The 20,152-nt window shown below is 60.8% G+C and carries 19 protein-coding genes; 4 read left to right on the plus strand and 15 right to left on the minus strand.

Annotated elements, in window-relative coordinates:
* Positions 1-113: 113 nt before the first annotated feature.
* From I6L44_RS11010 to I6L44_RS11060, 11 genes are all read right to left on the minus strand, one after another.
* Positions 114-725 carry an FKBP-type peptidyl-prolyl cis-trans isomerase gene (locus I6L44_RS11010; RefSeq protein ID WP_005338405.1) on the minus strand — a complete coding sequence of 204 codons (612 nt, stop codon included), beginning with the start codon at positions 723-725 and terminating at the stop codon, positions 114-116.
* Between the two features lie 150 nt (positions 726-875).
* Entirely contained in the window at positions 876-1,601 is a 726-nt protein-coding gene (locus I6L44_RS11015) for a copper homeostasis protein CutC (RefSeq protein ID WP_216951832.1), read from the minus strand.
* A gap of 41 nt (positions 1,602-1,642) precedes the next feature.
* Positions 1,643-2,545, minus strand: a complete 903-nt coding sequence (locus I6L44_RS11020) for an ROK family protein (protein WP_042079821.1) — start codon at positions 2,543-2,545, stop codon at positions 1,643-1,645.
* Between the two features lie 108 nt (positions 2,546-2,653).
* The gene (locus I6L44_RS11025; protein ID WP_216951833.1) at positions 2,654-3,160 is read right to left on the minus strand and encodes a GNAT family N-acetyltransferase; all 507 of its coding nucleotides are present in this window, start codon (positions 3,158-3,160) and stop codon (positions 2,654-2,656) included.
* Entirely contained in the window at positions 3,148-3,954 is an 807-nt protein-coding gene (locus I6L44_RS11030) for a M48 family metallopeptidase (protein WP_216951834.1), read from the minus strand. The genes I6L44_RS11025 and I6L44_RS11030 overlap by 13 nt, the downstream gene beginning before the upstream one ends.
* 181 nt (positions 3,955-4,135) lie before the next feature.
* Positions 4,136-5,110: a PstS family phosphate ABC transporter substrate-binding protein gene (locus I6L44_RS11035; protein ID WP_216951835.1), complete on the minus strand. Its 975-nt coding sequence runs from the start codon at positions 5,108-5,110 to the stop codon at positions 4,136-4,138.
* Positions 5,111-5,287: 177 nt separating this feature from the next.
* Positions 5,288-6,583: a phosphate regulon sensor histidine kinase PhoR gene (gene phoR, locus I6L44_RS11040; protein ID WP_216951836.1), complete on the minus strand. Its 1,296-nt coding sequence runs from the start codon at positions 6,581-6,583 to the stop codon at positions 5,288-5,290.
* Positions 6,584-6,591: 8 nt separating this feature from the next.
* Entirely contained in the window at positions 6,592-7,281 is a 690-nt protein-coding gene (phoB, locus tag I6L44_RS11045) for a phosphate regulon transcriptional regulator PhoB (protein ID WP_026457670.1), read from the minus strand.
* A 101-nt stretch (positions 7,282-7,382) separates the two neighbouring features.
* On the minus strand, positions 7,383-7,796 hold the full coding sequence (locus tag I6L44_RS11050) for a VOC family protein (protein ID WP_216951837.1): 414 nt from the start codon (positions 7,794-7,796) through the stop codon (positions 7,383-7,385).
* Between the two features lie 35 nt (positions 7,797-7,831).
* Entirely contained in the window at positions 7,832-9,112 is a 1,281-nt protein-coding gene (locus tag I6L44_RS11055; RefSeq protein WP_216951838.1) for a diguanylate cyclase, read from the minus strand.
* A gap of 167 nt (positions 9,113-9,279) precedes the next feature.
* On the minus strand, positions 9,280-10,074 hold the full coding sequence (locus I6L44_RS11060) for a helix-turn-helix domain-containing protein (RefSeq protein ID WP_216951839.1): 795 nt from the start codon (positions 10,072-10,074) through the stop codon (positions 9,280-9,282).
* 233 nt (positions 10,075-10,307) lie between these two features.
* Here I6L44_RS11060 and I6L44_RS11065 point away from each other — a divergent pair, with 233 nt between their 5' ends.
* Entirely contained in the window at positions 10,308-11,207 is a 900-nt protein-coding gene (locus I6L44_RS11065) for a DMT family transporter (protein WP_139405952.1), read from the plus strand.
* 76 nt (positions 11,208-11,283) lie between these two features.
* Here I6L44_RS11065 and I6L44_RS11070 read toward each other — a convergent pair whose 3' ends face one another.
* From I6L44_RS11070 to I6L44_RS11085, 4 genes are read right to left on the minus strand one after another with little or no spacing between them, the layout of a single operon-like run.
* Positions 11,284-11,979, minus strand: coding sequence for a response regulator (locus I6L44_RS11070; RefSeq protein WP_005338420.1), 696 nt, complete (start codon positions 11,977-11,979; stop codon positions 11,284-11,286).
* Positions 11,980-11,982: 3 nt separating this feature from the next.
* Positions 11,983-13,551, minus strand: coding sequence for a sensor histidine kinase (locus tag I6L44_RS11075; protein WP_021229142.1), 1,569 nt, complete (start codon positions 13,549-13,551; stop codon positions 11,983-11,985).
* Positions 13,552-13,568: 17 nt separating this feature from the next.
* Positions 13,569-15,119, minus strand: coding sequence for an NAD-dependent malic enzyme (locus I6L44_RS11080; RefSeq protein WP_216951840.1), 1,551 nt, complete (start codon positions 15,117-15,119; stop codon positions 13,569-13,571).
* Between the two features lie 23 nt (positions 15,120-15,142).
* On the minus strand, positions 15,143-16,459 hold the full coding sequence (locus tag I6L44_RS11085; protein ID WP_216951841.1) for a 2-hydroxycarboxylate transporter family protein: 1,317 nt from the start codon (positions 16,457-16,459) through the stop codon (positions 15,143-15,145).
* Positions 16,460-17,446: 987 nt separating this feature from the next.
* Here I6L44_RS11085 and I6L44_RS11090 point away from each other — a divergent pair.
* From I6L44_RS11090 to I6L44_RS11100, 3 genes are read left to right on the plus strand one after another with little or no spacing between them, the layout of a single operon-like run.
* Complete coding sequence (locus I6L44_RS11090; RefSeq protein WP_005349886.1) at positions 17,447-17,959, plus strand: MarR family transcriptional regulator; 513 nt, start codon at positions 17,447-17,449, stop codon at positions 17,957-17,959.
* A 1-nt stretch (position 17,960) separates the two neighbouring features.
* Entirely contained in the window at positions 17,961-19,016 is a 1,056-nt protein-coding gene (locus tag I6L44_RS11095; RefSeq protein WP_042079833.1) for an HlyD family secretion protein, read from the plus strand.
* Positions 19,006-20,103 (plus strand): DUF2955 domain-containing protein, encoded by a 1,098-nt coding sequence (locus I6L44_RS11100; protein ID WP_216951842.1) that lies wholly within the window; start codon positions 19,006-19,008, stop codon positions 20,101-20,103. Before I6L44_RS11095 ends, I6L44_RS11100 begins: the two co-directional genes overlap by 11 nt.
* The last annotated feature ends 49 nt before the right edge of the window (positions 20,104-20,152 follow it).

Genomic DNA, 20,152 nt, shown 5'->3' on the forward strand with positions numbered 1-20,152 from the left:
AAGTGCCGCCCTTTTCTGCTCTCCAGCCCGCTGGTCGCGACAAATGCTGTCTATCACATAGCCCAAAAACAAACGGCGACCCGAGGGTCGCCGTTTGCATCAAGCCAGCAGGATCACAGGATGTCCAGCAGCTCGACTTCAAATACCAGTGCAGAGTAAGGCGGGATGGAGCCCGCGCCACGGGCACCGTAGGCCAGATCGTGGGGGATGTAGAGCTTCCATTTGGAACCAACCGGCATCAGCTGCAGCGCTTCAACCCAGCCAGCGATCACGCCGGTCACCGGGAATTCAGCCGGCTGGCCGCGAGCGACGGAGCTGTCGAATACGCCACCGTGGGTGAAGGTACCGTGGTAGTGCACACGCACGGACTGACCGGCTACCGGAACGGCACCGTTGCCTTCTACCAGCACTTCGTACTGCAGACCGGAGTCGGTCACCTTCACTTCAGCGCGCTTGGCGTTATCAGCCAGGAAGGCTTCGCCGTCAGCAGCGGCGGCCTTGGCGGCGGCTTCCTGCTCTTCTTGCATACGCGCAGTGATGACCTGGAAGGCATCATTGATATCGTCACGGCTGACCGCGAACTCCAGACCATTCAGGGCATCTGCCAGACCTTGTTGCAGGGCCGGGATATCCAGACCGGCGAAAGCTTGCTGCGCCAGCTGATCACCCATGTTGCGGCCGATGCCATAGCTGGCCTTCTGTTCGATAGAGTCGTATTGGGACATTGAGATGTTGCTCCAGATCCATGTAGTAAAGAGGCGGGATAATATCAGACTTTTGGCCTGGGTGCTGCCGGGGGCGCCCCTGATTTCCCCGTCAGTGGGAGGAACTTCACACAAGATGCGGATGAACGCCGCCCAACGGCGGCGATCTGCTTAACCGCGATCCAGCAAGGCTCTGACCGCAGCCACCTTGGCGCCATCGGTGATATTGACCCGACCATCATCCGAAGTGCCCATATTCACTCCGTGCGGCACCATGCCGCCGCGCCAGCCCATGCCGGACATATGCACTTCGCTCACCCCGGTGAACTCGATGATGGTACGCACGTTGTCGGCATTGACCCCGGCGCCCGGCATCAGGCTGGCACGTCCCGCCAGCGCCTGCTGCATCTCCTGCAGGGTCTCCAGCCCCGCCAGCGCTGTCGGCGCATGGCCCGAGCTCAGAATGCGCTCGCAACCGGCAGCAACTATGGTCTCCAGATCGAGGCGCCAGTCGGAAGAGAGGTCGATGGCGCGATGGAAGGTGACCCCCAACGATCCTGCTGCATCCACCAGCTGTTTGAGCTTGGCGGCAGGCACCCGTCCCTCCTCATCCAGCAAACCGACCACCACCCCTTGCAGCCCCGCAGCACGTGCCGCCGCGATATCTTGCAGCATCATCTCGAACTCGCCGTCGTTGAAGCAAAAATCCCCGGCGCGCGGGCGGATCATGGCATAAACCGGCACGCTGGCATGGCGGGCCGCCTGCTGCATAAAACCGTAGGAGGGGGTCAGGCCGCCCAGACCCAGCGCAGAGCAGAGCTCGATGCGATCCGCCCCGGATTGCTGGGCGGTGAACAGGGATTCCAGGTTGTCGATACAGATTTCAAGACGGGTCATGAGGACTCCTTTTTCGGGGAGATCAGACCCCACATCTGATCTCATAGATTGAGCAAGGCTGCGCCGCGCACACCACCGGCGCCGCCGAAGCGGGCCTGGCGGATCTCGGGCAGGGCGACCCCGGGCAGCAAGTGACCGGGCAGACGCAGCGGCAGCTGTTCATAGAGGGCGGGCAGGCCGCTCAGGCCGCCCCCCAACACCACCACTTCGGGATCAATCACCGAAATGGCGGTGGCAAGCCCGGCGGCCATGATCTCCAGCCAGCATTCGACCGTCTCGACCGCATGGGGTTCATGGGCCTCGAAGCGTCCCACAATCTGGTGACCCGTGGCACGTTGGCCATGGAAATGGTGATAGAGACGCTCCAGACCGGTGCCGGAGGCATAGGTTTCAAAACAGACCAGACGGCCACAGCCGCAACGGGGACGCGGCAACTCGGGATACTTCATCAGCATGGTCGCGGGCAAGGGGTAGTGACCAATCTCGCCAGCCAGCCAGTTGCGCCCCTGAATAAGCTTGCCCGCCAGATAAACAGCGCCGCCGATGCCGGTGCCGATGGTGACGCCGAGCGCACTGCCTGCGCCGTCGGCTGCCCCTTGATGCACTTCGGACCAGAGGAAGCAGTTGGCGTCGTTATCCACCTTGACCGGCCGCTCCAGCAGTTCGGCCAGATCTGCGCCCAGATGGCGACCATTGATGGAGGGCAGATTGGCCGCCACTATGCTGTGATCTTGGCTGTTGATGACACCGGGAAAACCGATACCGACCGAGCCCCGTGCGCCGAAGCGGGCATCCGCCTGCTCGACCCGGGAGCGGATCAGCTGCTGCAACCCCTCGTAATCGTTGCCCGGGGTGCTCATGCGCTCCTCGTGGCAGAGGTTCAATGCACCGTCATAGACCGCAAAGGCGATCTTGGTGCCACCGATATCAAAGCCGTAATACATGCCAGCACTCCCTTGTCAGCCCGTGTTTATCCAACTCTGTTTCAAGGGGAACATTGTATTAATTCGCAAAAAAAATAAAGTGACCAAAGGCGAAAAACGGGAGAGTGATCAGAGCAAACGGCTCATTTGTCGCTGCAGGCAGGGCTGCCCGAGGCTTATCAGGGTGCGCTCTTCGCCATCAAAGACAAAGCCGCGGCGCAGGTAGAACCCCTCGCCAATGTGGTTGCCATCGAGCAGCCACAATTTGACGCTATGGCAACCGGCGCGGCGCATCTGCATCGCCACCGCCTGCCACAGCCGTTTGCCATAGCCTTGTCGCCAGTGGTCGGGATGGAGGTAAAAAGCGCGGATCAGGGCGCTGCTCTGCTCCGCTTCCTGCTGTGGTTGCCAGTAGAGCAGGCCTATCACTACCTCATCGAGACAAAGCAGCATGGGCCTTGGGCCCGGCTCGGCCAGACGGCTCTGCCAGATCTGCAGATGGGCGGTAACGTCCAGCTGCTCCAGCAGGTCGGCACCAAGCACCTGGCCATAGGCAGCGAGCCAACTGGCTCGCTGCATCACCGTCATGGCGGCGGCATCGTCGCTGCGCGCCATGCGCAGGCTTATGCCTTGCATTGGGGCACCAGACCGTTGGCGCGGGCCTGCTCATAGAGCGGCAGCACTTGCGCCTGTTGCGCCTGCAACTCGGCGATCCGGTTCTCGTTGCTCGGGTGGGTGGAGAGCAGTTGCGGCGGGGTGTTGCCACCGGCAGCGGCACTCATGTTTTGCCACAGGGGGATCGCCTCGGCCGGATTGAATCCGGCGCGCGCCATCAGCTCAAGCCCGAGCCGATCCGCTTCGCTCTCCTGAGTACGGCCATAGGGCAGCATCACTCCGACCTCAACCCCGAGGCCAAGGGCGGCCATGGTGGCGCCGCGATACTCGCTGGTGCCCATGGCAATGTCCGCAGCCGCCAGACCGATCCCCGCCAACTGGCTGCGTGAGAGTCGCTCGTTGGAGTGCTGGGCCAGCACGTGAGTCAACTCGTGACCGATGACGGTCGCCAGCTGATCCTGATTCTTGGCCACCTTGAGCAGGCCGCTGTAGACCCCGATCTTGCCGCCGGGCAGGGCGAAGGCGTTGACCTGCTTGGAGTCAAACACCACCACTTCCCAATTGGTGATGCCATAGCTGGCCGGCACCTGGGCGGTCACCGCCTTGGCGACACAGGAGACATAGGCGTTGAGTTTGGCATCCTTGCTCACCTTCTCCTGCTTTTTCATATGCTCGAAGGAGTCGGCACCAAGCTGGTTCATCTGCTGGGGGGAGTAGAGCAGCATCTGGCTGCGGCCAGTCGGCGACTGGGCGCAGGCGACCAGCAGGGAACTACAGAGGGCTACCAGGCCAAACTTGGAGAGGGACGCAATCATGAAGGGATCCTTTGCCATAACGTTGCCCTATTCTCGGAAATGCAGCCCTGCTACGCAAGGGAACCTGCCCCCGGCTGGCGGAAAAACATCCATCCAGCGCTATTAACAGAACTGACAGTCACCAAAAACAAAACGAGCCCGATTGGGGCTCGTTTTATCAGTAGATGCTGGCAGCAAGCGGTTACATGATGCCCAGCTTTTTCAGATCCGCCTGCACCACCTTGGCCGGTACTGGTACGTAGCCATCTTTGGCAACGATGTTCTGGCCCGCCTTGGAGAGCATCATCTTGACGAACTCCTGCTCCATCGGAGAGAGCGGCTTGTTCGGATGCTTGTTCACGTAAACGTACAGGAAGCGTGACAGCGGATATTTGCCGGTGATGGCATTATCGGCAGTAGCATCGACAAAGGTCTTGCCATCCTTGGAGAGCGGAATGGCACGAACGCCGGAGGTAACGTAACCAATACCGGAGTAACCGATACTGTTGAGGGAAGCGGAAACAGACTGCACCACGGAGGCGGAACCCGGCTGCTCGTTCACACCGCTCTTGAAGTCACCATTACAGAGCGCGTGCTCCTTGAAGTAACCGTAGGTGCCGGATACCGAGTTGCGACCGAACAGTTGCAGATCCTTGCCGGACCAGCTGCCATCCAGACCCAGATCAGACCACTTGGTAGCCGCCTTGGCTTCGCCGCACTTGAGTGTGCTGGAGAAAACGGCATCAACCTGCTGCATGGTCAGCCCCTTGATGGGGTTGTCCTTGTTGACGAATACCGCCAGGGCATCGACGGCAACGCGGATAGCGGTCGGCTTGTAGCCATAACGCTTCTCGAACGCTTCGATTTCACCGGCCTTCATGGCGCGGCTCATGGGACCAAACTGGGCAACCCCTTCGGTCAGGGCGGTCGGTGCGGTAGAAGAGCCGGCAGCCTGGATCTGGACATTGACGTTGGGGTAGACACGCTTAAATTCTTCTGCCCACAGGGTCATCATGTTGGCCAGAGTATCAGAGCCGACAGAGGACAGGTTGCCTGAGATACCGCTGGTCGGAGTGTAATCCGGCAGATCCTTGTCGACACCATAGGCCAGGGTGCTGGCAGAAAACAGGGTTGCTGCGGTAAATCCGATTACACCAGCCAGTTTGTTGAGTTTCATCCAATCTCTCCAAAGTTACAGAAGGTCCGTTCTTAAGACGGCGCCAGTATCTGACCTGGCAGTGACAAATTTATGGATTAAATGTGACACTTTAATGACATGACAACAAAGTTGCACAAATGCAGAGAGGGCCCGCATTGTGGCCCTCTCGAATTTACTAACCCATTGTCATAAAAGCTATTTTAACACCACCATACGAGCCGGTATCAGGAAGCTGAAGCGACTGCCAAGGCCGACACGACTTTCAATCTCGAGCTGACAGTCATGATGACTGAGGGCATGCTTGACGATGGCAAGGCCGAGTCCGGAGCCACCGGTGTGGCGGGAGCGGGCCTTGTCGACCCGATAGAACCGTTCGGTCAGCCGCGCCAGATGCTCGGGGGCAATCCCCTCCCCCTCATCCCTCACGGCAAACAGCGCCATTGCCCCCTGCTTGCGCCACTCCACGCTGATCTTGCGCCCTGCCGGTGTGTAGTGGATGGCGTTGTAGACCAGATTGGAGACGGCGCTGCGCAGCTGCTCCTTATCCCCGCGCACAAACAGGTCTGGCTGCACCATGAATTCGATCTGGTGGGCCCGTTCGCCCGAGAGCGCCCGCGCCTCCTGCTCCAGCAGTCCGAGCATGGCAGGCATGTCCACCAGATGGGAGAGATCAACGGTCGGTGCCGCCTCGATGCGCGACAGGGTGAGCAGCTGGTTGACCAGATTGTCCATCCGGATGGTCTGCTCCATCATCACCCGGTGCGCCTTGGCCCACATGGCAGGCGGGGGCGGATCTTCAGTCATCTCCAGATAGCCCTTGAGCACGGTGAGCGGAGTGCGCAGCTCGTGGGAGACATTTGAGACAAAGTGCTTGCGGGTCTTCTCCAGACTGCGCAGGCGGGTGACATCGCGTACCACCAGCATCGCCTGATCGGAGGCGTAGGGCATAATGCGAAACTCGAGAAACTTCTCTTCGTTGATCGGAGAAGTCATCTCCAGTGGTTCATCATAGCTCCCCTTCCCCAGATAGGCGGCAAAGGCAGGATGGCGGATCAAGTTGCCAATGTGCTGACCTGCATCTTCCGGCCAGCGGAAACCGAGCAGTTGCTCTGCCAGCCGGTTGCACCATAGGATGCTGCCATCTTCGCGAAACACCACGGCCGCATCGGGCAGCGCCTCGGCCCCCTCCCGAAAGCGGCGGATCAGCCCCGCCAGCTCGCGCCGCCGAGCCCGGTGACGCTGTTGCAATTTGTAGATCCCGTTGAAAATGTGCTCCCAGCTGCCACTGCCGTTAGGTGGTACCAGGCTGCGGTCGTGCCACAGCCAATCAGACAGCCGCTTCTGAAAACGGTAATGCCAGCCCAGATGCAACACTGCCGCCACCAACAGGCAGAGGGCAAGATGATCAATCAACCAGCCAACCAATGCGAAGGGGGCGTAGAAAAACGCCATTCGCCACAACTGTCGCCGCCAGGCGTAAGGTTGCAACATAACTGCCTCTAGAGACGGGTTGAGAAGCGGTATCCGGCTCCACGCACCGTCTGGATCAATCTGTCGTGCCCTGTCTCTTCAATCGCCTTGCGCAGGCGCCGAATATGCACATCCACGGTTCTGTCCTCGACGTACACATTGGTACCCCAGACATTGTTGAGCAACTGCTCACGGCTATAGACCCGCTCGGGGTGAGTCATGAAGAAATGCAGCAGCTTGAATTCGGTCGGCCCCATGTCGAGCGCCTTCTCCTCGGCACTGACCCGGTGGGAGACGGGGTCCAGCTTGAGCCCCTGCACCTCGATCACCTCGTCTACCGAGGTGGGGGAGACTCGGCGCATCACCGCATGGAGGCGAGCGGTGAGCTCCTTGGGCGAGAACGGCTTGGTGATATAGTCGTCGGCACCGGCCTCCAGACCACGCACCTTGTCCTCCTCCTCACCGCGGGCGGTGAGCATCACCACCGGGATCTGGCGGGTCACCTCATCCTGCTTGAGCTGTTTGATAAACTGGATGCCACTGCCGCCTGGCATCATCCAGTCCAGCACGATAAGTTCCGGGTAGGGTTCACGCACCTTCGCCAGTCCGTCGGCGAAATCTTCCGCTTCAATCGTCTCATACCCCTTCTGCTCCAGCACGAAACAGAGCATTTCGCGGATCGGTGCTTCGTCCTCGACCACCAGAATTCGCTTAGCCATTCCCTTCTCTCTCCTCTGTGAAGATGGGTGCGCCAATTATTAGAATTTTCTGTGACACTTTTATGACTTTATGACAGGCGGGATGATAAACGTTTTCAGATTCAGTTGGCAGCAGCGCGTTGCAGCAGGTCCCAGCGGTTGCCACTGATATCCTCGAACACTACCACGGTGCCGTAGGACTCCTGTCGAGGCTGTTCACAAAAATGGACACCATACTGCTGCATCCGCCGGTAATCCCGCCAGAAGTCATCGGTCTCGAGGAACAGAAATACCCGTCCGCCACCCTGTTTGCCAATGGCGGCCAGCTGCTCCGGGGTCGCAGCCCGCGCCAGCAGCAACGAGGAACCCGAGCTGCCAGCGGGAGCAACCCGCACCCAGCGTTTGCCCGGTTTGCCCAGTTCGTCGAGCCGGGTATCTTCCAGCAGCGCAAACCCCAGCCCCTCGGTGAAAAAGGCGATAGCCTCGTCATAGTCGGCCACCAGCAGGGTCAGGGCACCAATAGATTGTCTGGTCATCTTGCTCTCGTCTTTAACATGTCATGCTACCGCCCTCAATGCGCCACTACCCGGTTGCGTCCCTGCGTCTTGGCCTGATAGAGCGCCTCGTCGGCACGTTTGAGTACGCATTCCCATGGCTCTCCCCCCCGCTCGGCCACCCCGAACGAAGCGGTCACCCGCAAGGCCAGCGGCCAATGGGCAGATGCCTCCAGCAGGGTACGCAGCCGCTCGGCCAGGATACACGCCCGCAACTCATCGTAATCAAGGCAGACCAACACAAACTCCTCTCCCCCCCAGCGCACCAGATGGCAGAGGGGATCGCAGTGGCGCAGGATCTCGCTGACCAGCAGTTTGAGCACCTCGTCTCCCACCGGATGGCCATGGCTATCGTTGATCTGTTTGAAGTGATCCACATCGATATAGACAAGAGTGCAGGGCTGCTCACCTATCTCGAGCAGCAGTCGCTCACCGCCGAGCCGGTTGAGGGCGCCGGTCAGGGCATCATAACAGGCCTCCTCGCGGGAGCGGCGATTCTCTTCACTCAAGGTCCGGTTGAGCGCCTCGGCCTCCAGTTTGGCTTGATGGGCATGCTGCAAGCGCTGCTTCATCAAAAGGTGGTTGATCAGAAAAACGGTACAACCGTAAAGAAACCAGACAAACAGGATCAGCCGATAGAAGAGGGTGGCATCGAGCCAGCTACCGTGAAACTGCAGCGCTTCGATCACCACGCCATGCTTACCGGGCGGCATATCTGAACCAGCCATAACCTCGATGGCATAAACCCGATCCAGATTGGCCCCCTGCTGCTGCAACGGCACATTGTAACGGGTGATCCACCAGGTCGCCGGGGTAAACACATCCAGTGGCACCTCGTGATCCCGGCCGTAATCCGCCGGCCGAAAAATGATCTCGTTGAACTTGGATTGCTCAGGCTCATCAACCCGGTCATAGACCGGATTGTAGTTGCGCAGATACAAGCGCCAATCCTGCTCGCCAGCCCCGGTTACGCTCAAACGGATATGAAGTGTGCCAAAACGGGTCAGATTAATCCCCTTGTCACGGGGGGTCAGGGTGAGGATAAGGCCGCAACTTGGGTAGCTGGCCGGATTGGCGGTTAACGTACAGACCACTCCGGGATGATCATCCGCCGAGGGTTGATAGCGCACCGCCCCCGGCCCAGCATCCCGTGGCTGCTGCACTGTGATGGAGAGCGGCCACTCCTTGATATCGAGAACTCGCTCTGGCCCGAACTCGAACAGCAGGATGGCACAACCGGTGAGCGCCAGCAGATACCAGAATAGTGACTCGGCCAAACGGGAACCGGACGCGATCATGCTTACCCTAACCCCTGAATATGAAGGCACAGCCATTCACTCGGGCAGACAACCGATCGTTGCTGCCAGATGGCCCATGATAACAGGGCTCTATGATAATCCCTGTAACGACAAGAAACAGGCTACTTATCATGGCATTCACACTGCATCGCTCCCATTTTTTCCCATTAGAGCCCCCGTTCTGCCGATTGCTGGCGATAACGCTGAGGGGAGCAGCCCAGCTCCCGGTTGAACATGGCGATAAAGGCCGAGGTGGAGCCGTAACCGAGCCGCCAGCTGATCTCCTGAATCGGCATGTCCCCCTTGAGCCAGGCCAGCGCCTTGAGCAGCCGCAACCGCGCCCGCCACTGACCGAAACTCATCCCCAGCTCCCGCAGGCAGCGCCGCGCCAGGGTGCGCTCTGTGGTATGCTGTTGTCCGGCCCACTGGGCCAGAGTTCGGGGATCGGCAGGATCGCTGTGTAACGCCGCCAGCATGGGAGCCAGCAGCTTGTCCTGACTCATCGGCAGGTAGCTCTCCTGACAGCGGGTGCGCGCCAGTCGCTCCACCAGTAACTCGGCCTGACGCTGATCCCACTCATCCGCCATATGGCTCACCCGCCGTTCGCAAAAATCGCTCAGCAGGGCGCGGATCAGCGGGGTGAGCAGCAGCAATCTGGGCTCTGGCGGCAGCTTGGCCGCCAGCTCGTGGCTGACGTAGATGGAGGTGTAGTCGAGGGTCTGCTCGTTGTAGGAGGTGTGGTCGAGATCCGCCGGCACCCAGATCAGGTAGTCGGCAGGGGCCACCAGTCGCTGATCCCCCAGCTCTATCTCCATGATCCCCAGACTGATCATGTTGAGCTGGCCCCAGGGGTGGGAGTGCAGCACGGTCGCGCTGTCGGCCAGCATCTGCTGGTAACTGAAATAGAGCGGATTGGGAGCGGGCAGAACGACATCTATCGGCTGAAAGTGGTGAGTGGCCATCAGCGCCCCTTGTCAGCGAGAGAGAGGAGCAGGCGTGATGCAACGCCCTGTTGGCTCGGTCTCCGGCACAGGTCAAAAGCAGCCATCAGTTGCGGGCAAACGCAGCCCGTGTGGGCCGGAAAAAGGTGCATCAGAAAGAGTTGTCTTTTCTGCTGGGTCATCTGTCTGTTTTACGCTACTTGATAATATAAAGACAAGGGTAGACTTGGCCCCCTGTTAATAAGGAGCCTCTGATGCGAATCTTTTCCCCTCTTCTCTTTCCGCTGATGGCGGTGCTGATCTGGGCTACCAATACCGTGGTGTCCAAGGCGGCCGCCAGCGTGCTCGACCCCGCGGCTATCTCCTTCTATCGCTGGGTGATCGCCGCTCTGGCACTGACCCCCTTCTGCCTGCCGCAGCTGTGGCGCCGCCGTAGCGAGGTTCGCCCCTGGTTCGGCAAGCTGCTGGTGCTGGCGGCGCTCGGTATGGTGCTCTACCAGTGCCTCGCTTACTACGCTGCTCACAGCACTTCGGCCACCAATATGGGGGTGATCGGCTCCCTCATTCCACTGCTCACCCTGCTGCAAGGGGCGCTCTTCTTCGGCCAGCGTCCCGGCAAACAGGCACTGCTCGGCATGAGTATCTCCCTGTTCGGAGTGCTCTGGCTGCTTGGCAAGGGCGAACCGCTCGCCCTGCTCCATAACGGCATCAACCCGGGGGATGGCATGATGTTGCTCGGCTCCGCCAGCTACGCCCTTTACGGCCTCTTGATCCGCCGCTGGCAACTGCCGTTTGGCCCCTGGCTCAACCTCTACATGCAGATCCTGCTGGCCGTGCTACTGCTGGTGCCGCTCGCTCTCAGTGCCGACTCGATGGCGGTGCCGGCCGAAGGGTGGGGTCTGGTGCTCTTCGCCGGGCTCGCCTCCTCCCTGCTGGCGGCTTACTGCTGGATGCGCGGCCTCGCCTGTATGGGGGCAGAGCGCACCTCGGTCTTTATGAACCTGATGCCGCTCTGTACGGCACTGATCGCCGTCGTCAGCCTGGGTGAACCGATCCACGGCTATCACCTGCTGGGGGGCGGGCTGATCCTGGGCGGGGTGATGGCCTCCCAGCTGAAGGGGCGTGCACCGGTAGCAGAACGGGAAGCCGCCTGAGAACCAACATCGTCCGGAAACAACAAGGGAGCCATGGGCTCCCTTGTTGTTTCTGCAATGCACGTCAGTGAGCACCTCAACCGGCCCGGCGCCAGCGGTAGCGCCGCTCCGGCCGCCCCCGCTGACCGTAGTTGAGATCTACATCCACCCGATCTTCCGACTCCAGATACTCCAGATAGCGGCGCGCCGTGGTGCGGCTGAGGGAGAGTCGCAGCGCCACCGTGTCGGTGGAGAAGACGTTCTCCGGCTCACCCGCCAGCAGATCCAGCACCTGACGCAGGGTGATGCTGTCGATCCCCTTGGGAGTGACGCGCATCTCCTTGATCTGGGAGCGCCCTCCCTTGCCCAGCAGCTTGTCGAGATCTTCCTGCTCCAGCCGACCCCGCTCGCAGAGGCGGCTGTGCAGTTGCAGGATCTCGTCCAGGCTCTGCTGAATGCGAAACAGCCGTAATGGTTTGATGACGTAGTCATGAACCCCCAGATTGAGGGCCTGCTGGATGGTCTCCACATCCCGCGAGGCAGTCACCATGATGACGTAGGCTTCGCGGTTGTGGCTGCGCAGGCGGCTCACCCACTCAAGGCCGGAGCCATCGGGCAGGGAGACATCCACCAGCAGCAGTTGGGGCACCACACCGGCCATCATGGCATCGGCCTGGGCCAGGGTGCCGGCCCGCCCCAGCAGGGAGAAACCGGGTGTCGCCGCCACCAGTTCTGACAAGATGGCACCGATCCGATCGTCATCTTCAATAACAAGCGTGATTATTGGGTCCATGGCTCACATTAATTGGTTTTTATTCAAGTAGATACCAAACAGGGTGGTCTGCTCGGCGGTTCGCCGCCATTCTATCACACCCTCGTGCCGACCCACGGTCTCCTTGACCAGGAACAGACCCACCCCGTGATCGCCGCTCTGGCGACTCACCCCGTAATCGAACAGGTGATCGGCCAGCTCCTCGTCGACCCCCTCACCGCTATCCTCCACCTCGATCACCAGTCGCCGCCCCACATCGCACAGAGAGAGCAGCACCCGGGGCGGCCGCTGCTGGCGGTTGCGCCAGGCCGCCTGCAGGCCGTTGTCCAGCAGGTTGCCAATGAGGGTAATGAGATCGGCCGAGACCGAGGCCGGATACTCCGCCAGCGCCGAATCGGGATCGAGCTCCAGGGTCACCCCGAGCTCGCGGGCCCGGCTGAACTTGCCGAGAATAAGCCCCGCCACCGGCTTGTTGTCGATCAGCCGCAGCAGCTCCTGCAGCATGGTCTGGCACGCTTCGTTCTCCTGCTGGATCAGCTCCACCGCCTGATCCACATGGCCCAGCTGCAACAGGCCGGAGAGGCTGCTGAGCTTGTTGGCGAACTCGTGGCTCTGCATCCGCAGCATCTCGGCATACTGGCGCAAGTGGGTCACCTGCACCCCCAGACTGGCAGCTACCTCCGGACGGCTGAAGATCAGCAGCCGCCCCGGCGCCTTGCCCTGCACCGCCTGCCAGCGACCGACAAAGGACTCCCCCTGAATGGTGAAGCTCACTTCCCCACCCTCCTGCTCCAGACAGGGGGCAAGGGGCGGCACCAGCTCCGCCAGCGACTGCCCCTGCAGGGCATGGCGCCCGGTAACCGGCAGCCGCAGCTGATAGCTGGCGGTGCTGTTGATCATGTTGATGTTGCCGCGGCCATCGAGGGCAATCACCCCTTCGGTGATGTGCTCCAGCACCAGATCCTGCAGGGTGAAACGGCGCACGATCGCCTCCGGCTCCAGATCGAGCAGGGTCTTGCGCAGCAGATATTGCACCCAGAGTGCCAGCAGCAGACCACACCCCAGTACTGCAACGATGGCGCTGATGAGCAGGGCCACCCGCTCCATATAGATTCCCTCCACCTGCTGCATCAGGTAGCCCACCACCACGGCCCCCATGACGCGCCCATCCCCGCCCACCACCGGGGAAAAGCAGCGGATCGCCGGTCCCATGGTGCCCCGATCCTTGGAGCAGTAGCTGCGCCGCTCCTGCAGCGCGGGCCAGATATCCTCGCCGCGAAACTTCTGCCCCACCAGCTCGGGGTTGGGGTGGCTGAGGCGGCGACCATGCTCATCGGTCACCACCATATAGGTGGCGTCGGTGCGGTTGCAGACCGCCTCCACGTAGTCGCGCAGGGTAGGATCACTCCCCTGACGCAGAGCCTCGACCACCCGGGTGTCCGCCGCCATCACCCGTGCCAGATCGCTCCCTTTATCCTGCAGATTGCTCTCCAGCAGATGACGGATAAAGAGGGCCAGCAGGCTGCCCAGAATGAGGATCAGCAGCAGGGAGAGCCCAAGAGAGAGGGTGACCAACTGGTGGCGAAGTTTCATGCACATACCTTAAAACGTCAGGACGCTGCCCAATAGTGCGGATGCCACCAGGTCTGGTCAATCAAAGGTGCCGGATCGCCGACAAAATCGGCCAACCCCTCCTCGCGGGCACAGAGTGCCACCGCTCTGGCGACGGCGCGGGCCACCTCTCCCACCTGCTCGATGGGGGGCAACAGCCGACCCGCCACCAGTGGATAGGCGCCAACTGCCCGCACCGCGGCCAGCAACATGCCATCGCTGATGCGGCGCGCCTTGACGGCGCAGGCCCCGAGACCAATCCCCGGGAAGACATAGACGTTGTTGCACTGGGAGACTACCCGCCGCTCCCCCGCCACCGTCACCGGCGCAAAGGGGCTACCGGTGGCCAACAAGGCGCGGCCATCTGTGGCGGCCCACACCTGCTCAGGGGTAGCCTCGGCGCTGCGGGTCGGGTTGGAGAGCGGCAGGATCACCGGCTGATCGCACACCTCCCCCATCGCCTGCAACACCTCGCGGGTAAAGAGGCCCCCCTGACCACTGACGCCAATCAAGACCGCTGGTCGCACCTGGCGGATGGTCTCCAGCAGCGAACTGTTGCCCTCGTTCACGGCGCGAGCAAACGGCTGCTGGGCACGAGTCAGCGTGGAGCGATCGCTGCAGACCACCCCGTCCTGATCAAACAGCCAGACCCCCTCATTGCCACCCGCCAGCTGGGCCAGCATGGCGGCAATGCCACAACCGGCAGAACCGGCACCGACGATCAGCACAGGGGCATCACTGAGGGCGATACCCGACTGTTGCAAACCGGCCAGCACGCAGGCAGAGGCGACCGCCGCCGTGCCCTGAATGTCGTCGTTGAACATGCAGAGCTCGTCCCGATAGCGGGCCAGCAGATTGGCGGCGTGCTTGCCGGCAAAGTCTTCAAACTGCAGCACCACCTGTGGCCAACGCTTGCGAATGGCGGCCACCACCTTGTCCATGAAGTGGTAGTAGCTCTCGCCGTCGATGCGCGGGGATTGCCAGCCGAGGTAGGAGTCATCCTCCAGCAGCTCGGGATTGTTGGTGCCCACATCGACGCAGAGCGGTAGGGTGCGCGCCGGATTGATGCCGCCAGCAGCGGAGTAGAGCGCCAGCTTGCCGATACAGATCCCCATGCCGCCGATACCGAGATCGCCAAGCCCCAGCACCCGCTCGCCGTCGGAGATGACGATCACATCCACCTCCTGCTCCACCGACTCGAGAATATCGTCGAGATCGTCCCTGTCATGCCAGGAGAGATAGAGCCCGTGGCTGCGCAGATAGAGATCGCTGTGGCGCTGGCACGCCTCCCCCACCACCGGGGTGTAGATGATCGGCAGCAGCTCCGGCAGGTGGTGGCGCACCAGATCGTAGAAGAGAACAGGATTGTCCTCCTGCAGCTGACGCAGCAGCAGATGCTGGTCAAACGGACTCTGCATGGCGCTGACCAATCGGTAGATCCGGCGCCGCTGCTGGGAGAGGGACTCCTCCTTGTGGGGCATACGCCCCCGCACGCCCTGACGCTTGCGTTCTGCATAGGGCAGGCTGGTGCCCATCATGATGTCGTTCATCTTATGTGTTCCTCAATCCGGTATCAGGCAAGCAGGGAGATAAGGGCGGTGGCCAGGATCAGCATCACGGCGCCGCCGAGGCGAGAGGAGATCTGGGCAAAGGGCATCAGCTTCATCCGCTGGGCCGCCGAGAGCACGGCTACGTCACCGGTGCCGCCCATGTTGGCCATGCAGAGTCCGCCGGTGATGGCCGCCTCGATGGGGTAGAAGCCGATCATCCGGCCCACCAGCGCCGCGCCGAGGGCGCCACCGATTACGGTGACCATGACCAGCACGAAGTAGCTGACTGAGAAGGCGCTGATGAGCTCCGGAATACTGGTATAGGCGACGCCGATCCCCACCAGCAGCGAGGGGGTCAGGTTGCTCACCACAAACTGATACCAGTCGGCCGCCGCCTGCTCATAACGGCGCGGCAGCAGGCCGCTCACCTTGATAAAAGCGACCGCCAAAATCATCAGGGCAAAGGGGTGCATCGGGATAAAGTTGCCAAGCAGGGAGCCCAGCACAAACATGCTGGAGCTGATGAAAAGGCCCATACCCAGACTCTGAAGGGTCGGCGCTTCGGCCTGCTCGTCAGCAATGCTCTGGCTACTTTCCTTGATCATCAGCTTGCCGTTACCGGTCAGGGAGGGGTAACGACGACCGAGCCGCGCCAGCAGGGAGCCCACCAGAATGGCCAGGGTATTGGCGATCACCACCGCCGGCACCATGCGCGACAAGAGATCCGCACTGGACATCTGCATCGGGCCGGAGAGGATCTCCACCAGAGGCACAGCCCCCGCCCCCATGCCACCACCCATGATCGGCAAGCCGATCAGAAGCACCGCATTCTTGAAGCCATACCCCATCAGGGAGCCGACCAGCCCCACGCTCAGCAGTGCCAGCGCGACGCCGCCAAGAATGACCGGCAGATAGCGCATGGCGGCATTTTTCAGCAAAGCGCCGCTCATACCGAACACAGAACCGGTCACCAGACTGGCGATAAAGAAGTTGAGAAAGCCCCCCTCCTTCATGAAGTTGGTGATGACCTGCCCCGCCTGCACCGGCAGCAGCTGATATTCGAACAGGGCGGCGCCGCCAAAGATGGCGAGGATGGTGCCGCCCCCAAGATATTCACGGATTGGCATGATCCGCTCACCCAACTCGGTCAGCAGGGTGCCCAGCACAAACATCAGTGCCAGCGCACCGACCATGCCCAGCGGCAGCGAGCCATTCCAGCCGGAAAAGAGAACACAGGTTGCCAACCCCAGAAATATAAAGAGCGGCATACCGGCAATTTGTTGGCCGCCCATAAAGGCGGCCTTTTCTTGTGTGGTTTGTAGGGGAGAGAGGTTTTTCATTGTTATGTACTCTGCGTGTGATTGTGACCGCTACTTTATTGATCCCCCTCACTCCTGTCGGTTAGCCAGACTGCAAAGCCATATAAAAACATTAAAAACTTAAACATCATGGTGCCGCTAACGTGCGCAGCACAATAGAACACCAGACCATCGATGCCCTGCTCGACCAGGAAATTGGGCGATAAAACGAGCGAGCCCAATGGCGGATATTGGAATGATCAGCAGTAATAACGATGCGATGATCTCTCCCCCTTCGGGGAAATAACAGAGCCAGATGACAAGCTCTGCGACCATTTATCGCCACAGCTCCTGTGAGTGATAATCAGCGGGCAATGTCATCACCATGACGCGAGTGCCACGGCGTGCCACATCAGGGTTTGAGTCGGCGTGCAGGAAGCACGCACGATGAAAAAGGGTGAGAAGAAAGATGCAAAAAGGGGAGATTGAAATAGTGATGAGTCAAGCCAGCGAATACCAGAGCACTGGCTTGAACTCACAAGGATCACACACGGTCAGGTCTATTCTGCCAACAGCAATGGAATATTGGCGGGGTCAAAATCATGACTGATATCGGTACTTCTGATAGCGCCTTCCCGATTCACGCCATGGTGTGACTCTGCACCATATTCCCCATCACTCAACAGCGTTTCAATTGCCAGATACACACATCCACTGTCATATCCATCCACAACCCGTTTCCCCCTTATTTTATAACCCCATCAATATTAGCGGATAAAAAAAGAGCTGCTCGCTGAAGCTGAAAATTTCATGAAAATAACTACCGAATATCCTCCATTCACGGTGCAATATCCGAAGCGCCAAGAGAGCCTCGAGTGGATTAGCCCCGAAAATAATATCAGGGGCTCGAATGCTGCTAACTCACACCAGCGAAAGATCCGACCAGAAACATGATCCGCATCACACTATTTACTTAGCCTGCTAAACAAGTATGATGCTTAGCAGGCTAAGTACATTGAGGATGAGAAGATGACGGATCTGGAAAGGTTGCGCGAGCTGTCGCTCGCCGAGCAGATAGCGCGGATGCACCGGCTATGGCGTACTGCCGCCGATCTGGAGCTGGCCCCCCTTGGCCTCACCCATCCCCGCTGGACCGCGCTGTGGAAACTCTCCCGCATGGGGAACCATGTCAGCCAGAAGACCCTGGCCGAAGCCCTCGAAATAGAACTGCCATCCCTGATGCGCACCCTGGGCCAGTTGGAAGAGCAGGGACTGATTGAGCGCCACTGCTGCAGTCAGGACAAGCGGGCCCGCATCGTCTGTGTGACCCCGGCTGGCCAGACCCTGCTCGATCAGATCGCCGACCGCATCATGAATATCCGCCGGGAGCTGCTGGGGGGCATCGACGAGCAGACCCTGCAGCTGTTTGAAGCCACGGTGCAGCGGATCTCGGCCAACGCCCTCAGCAAAATTGAACAACACCACGACCGACAAGCCGGAGGCGATACAAGCCCTCCCGAGACCGACACAGAGAGAGAATAAGATGACTCCGGATCAACAATTTACCCGCTGGATCAAATGGTCCATGGCGGGCTTTGCCACCTTGTTTGCCTATTTTCTGATAGCCGACCTGCTGATGCCCCTCACCCCTCAGGCGATGGCGACCCGGGTGGTCACCAAGCTGGCCCCCCAGGTGAGCGGCAAGGTGATCGAGGTCGCCGTTCACAACAACCAGCAGGTCAAGAAGGGGGATCTGCTGTTCAGGCTGGATCCGGCCCCTTTTGAACTGGCTGTGGAGCAGGCCCGCCTTGCGCTGGCGCAGGCAGAGCAGCAGAACAGTGAACTGGATGCCGCCCTGACCGCCGCCGTTGCCGAGATCAACGCCAAGGAGACCCTGGCCAGCCAGAAGTGGCGCGAGGCTGAGCGGATCGATGCGCTCTACCAACGTCACATGGTTTCGCTGCAACAAAAAGATGAAGCTGACAGCGCCCTGCGCAGCGCCCAGGCCAACCTGCGCGCCAGTCAGGCCAAACTGGCCCAGATCAAGGCCAGTCGTGGCGTGACCGGTGAGGATAATCTGTTGCTGCGCCAGGCCCGCAACAAGCTGGCACAAGCGCAGCTGGCCCTCTCTTACAGCCAGGTCCACGCGGATCAGGATGGCACCATCACCAACCTGCAGCTCAAGCCGGGCAGTATCGCCAGCGCGGGCAGCCCGCTGCTGGCGCTGGTGTCGGAACAGGTGGACGTCATTGCCGATTTTCGGGAGAAAAGCCTGCGCCATGTCGGCGAGCAAACCCGCGCACTGGTCGCCTTCGATGGCGAGCCGGGTCAGCTCTATCCTGCTCGGGTAAGCAGTCTGGATGCCGGAGTGAGCGCCGGTCAGTTTGATGCCAATGGTCGACTGGCCGCGCCGGTGGAGTCTGATCGCTGGGTACGGGATGCCCAGCGGATGCGGCTGCACCTCGAGCTGGACCAACTCCCCGACCATCTGCCAGCCGGGGCGCGGGCCACGGTACAACTGCTGCCGGACAATGCCCTGACCGCCATGCTGGCACGGGGCCAGATCCACCTGCTCAGCCTGCTCCATTATGTCTACTAACCACGCCACTCACCCGTCGGCCAATACTGCCCCAGCCCACCTCGTCGGTGGTGCTGCCACTCACCTCTGGTATCGGCCCCTCACCGGCAACGAGCTGCGCCAGTGCCTGCGCATCGCCTTTGGCTGCACCACGGGCTTTCTGCTCTGCAAACTGTTTGGCTGGAATTACGGGGTCTTCTATACGGTCACGCCGGTGCTGCTGCTGGGGATGGTGCCTGTAATGAATGGCCATGCCGCACGCCAGCTGATCGCGGCGGCGATGGTCTGTGGGGTGGAGGTCGGGCTGCTGGGGGGGCTGTTTGGCAGCCATCCGGCACTGATGACTCCCATCGCCTTTCTGCTGTTTCTCTACCGTTTCGCCGCCATGTCGCGGGGCAGCCTGTTTCTGTTCGGGGCCAACGGGGTGCTGAGCCTCAGCATCATGCTGCACTTTGCCAGCTATCCGCAGACCGACCTCAACGACCTGATCCTCAACAATATCTGGGCGAGCCTGCTGTCGGTGCTGATCGCCTACCTGATGACCATGCTGATCCCGGATGTGGAGGCCAGACCCAAGCCCGCCTCGGCCCCCAAGGCACCGCACCGGATGCGCCATGAAGCCCTGCTGGGTGCCACTGTGGCCACCCTGTCGTTTCTGGTATTTCAGGTGTTTGACCTGCGCGACTCCATGTCTGCCCAGGCCACAACCCTGCTGGTGCTGTTCCCCATGCACTGGAACGGTGCGCTGAGTTATGCCCGTAAACGGGCGATGGGTACCTTGCTGGGGGTCACCTTCGGCCTGCTCGGCCAACTGCTGCTCTATGACTGGTCAGGGCAACTGCTGCTGGTCGCTCCACTGCTGTGGCTCGGCGCCATGCTGTTCAGCCATGCCCACGTCAAGGAGGCAGGCGGCTCCGGGGTCGGCTTTGGCGCCCTCACCACCCTCGGCATCCTGTTTGGCCAGTACCTCACCCCGGGCAACGATCTGGTGTTCAGCGCCCTCTACCGGGTGAGCAGCATCCTGTTTGCCATCGTGGTCACCCTGCTGGCCTGCTACCTCGTCCACCGGTTGCTCAACCGCTTCGAGGCGACCCGCTTCGGTTATTGATCTCCTGTTGTAAACACTGTTGTCAGCCCATGGATGAGCTCTCTTTCGC

This window comes from Aeromonas sp. FDAARGOS 1414, from assembly GCF_019047065.1.
GTDB lineage: Bacteria > Pseudomonadota > Gammaproteobacteria > Enterobacterales > Aeromonadaceae > Aeromonas > Aeromonas veronii_A.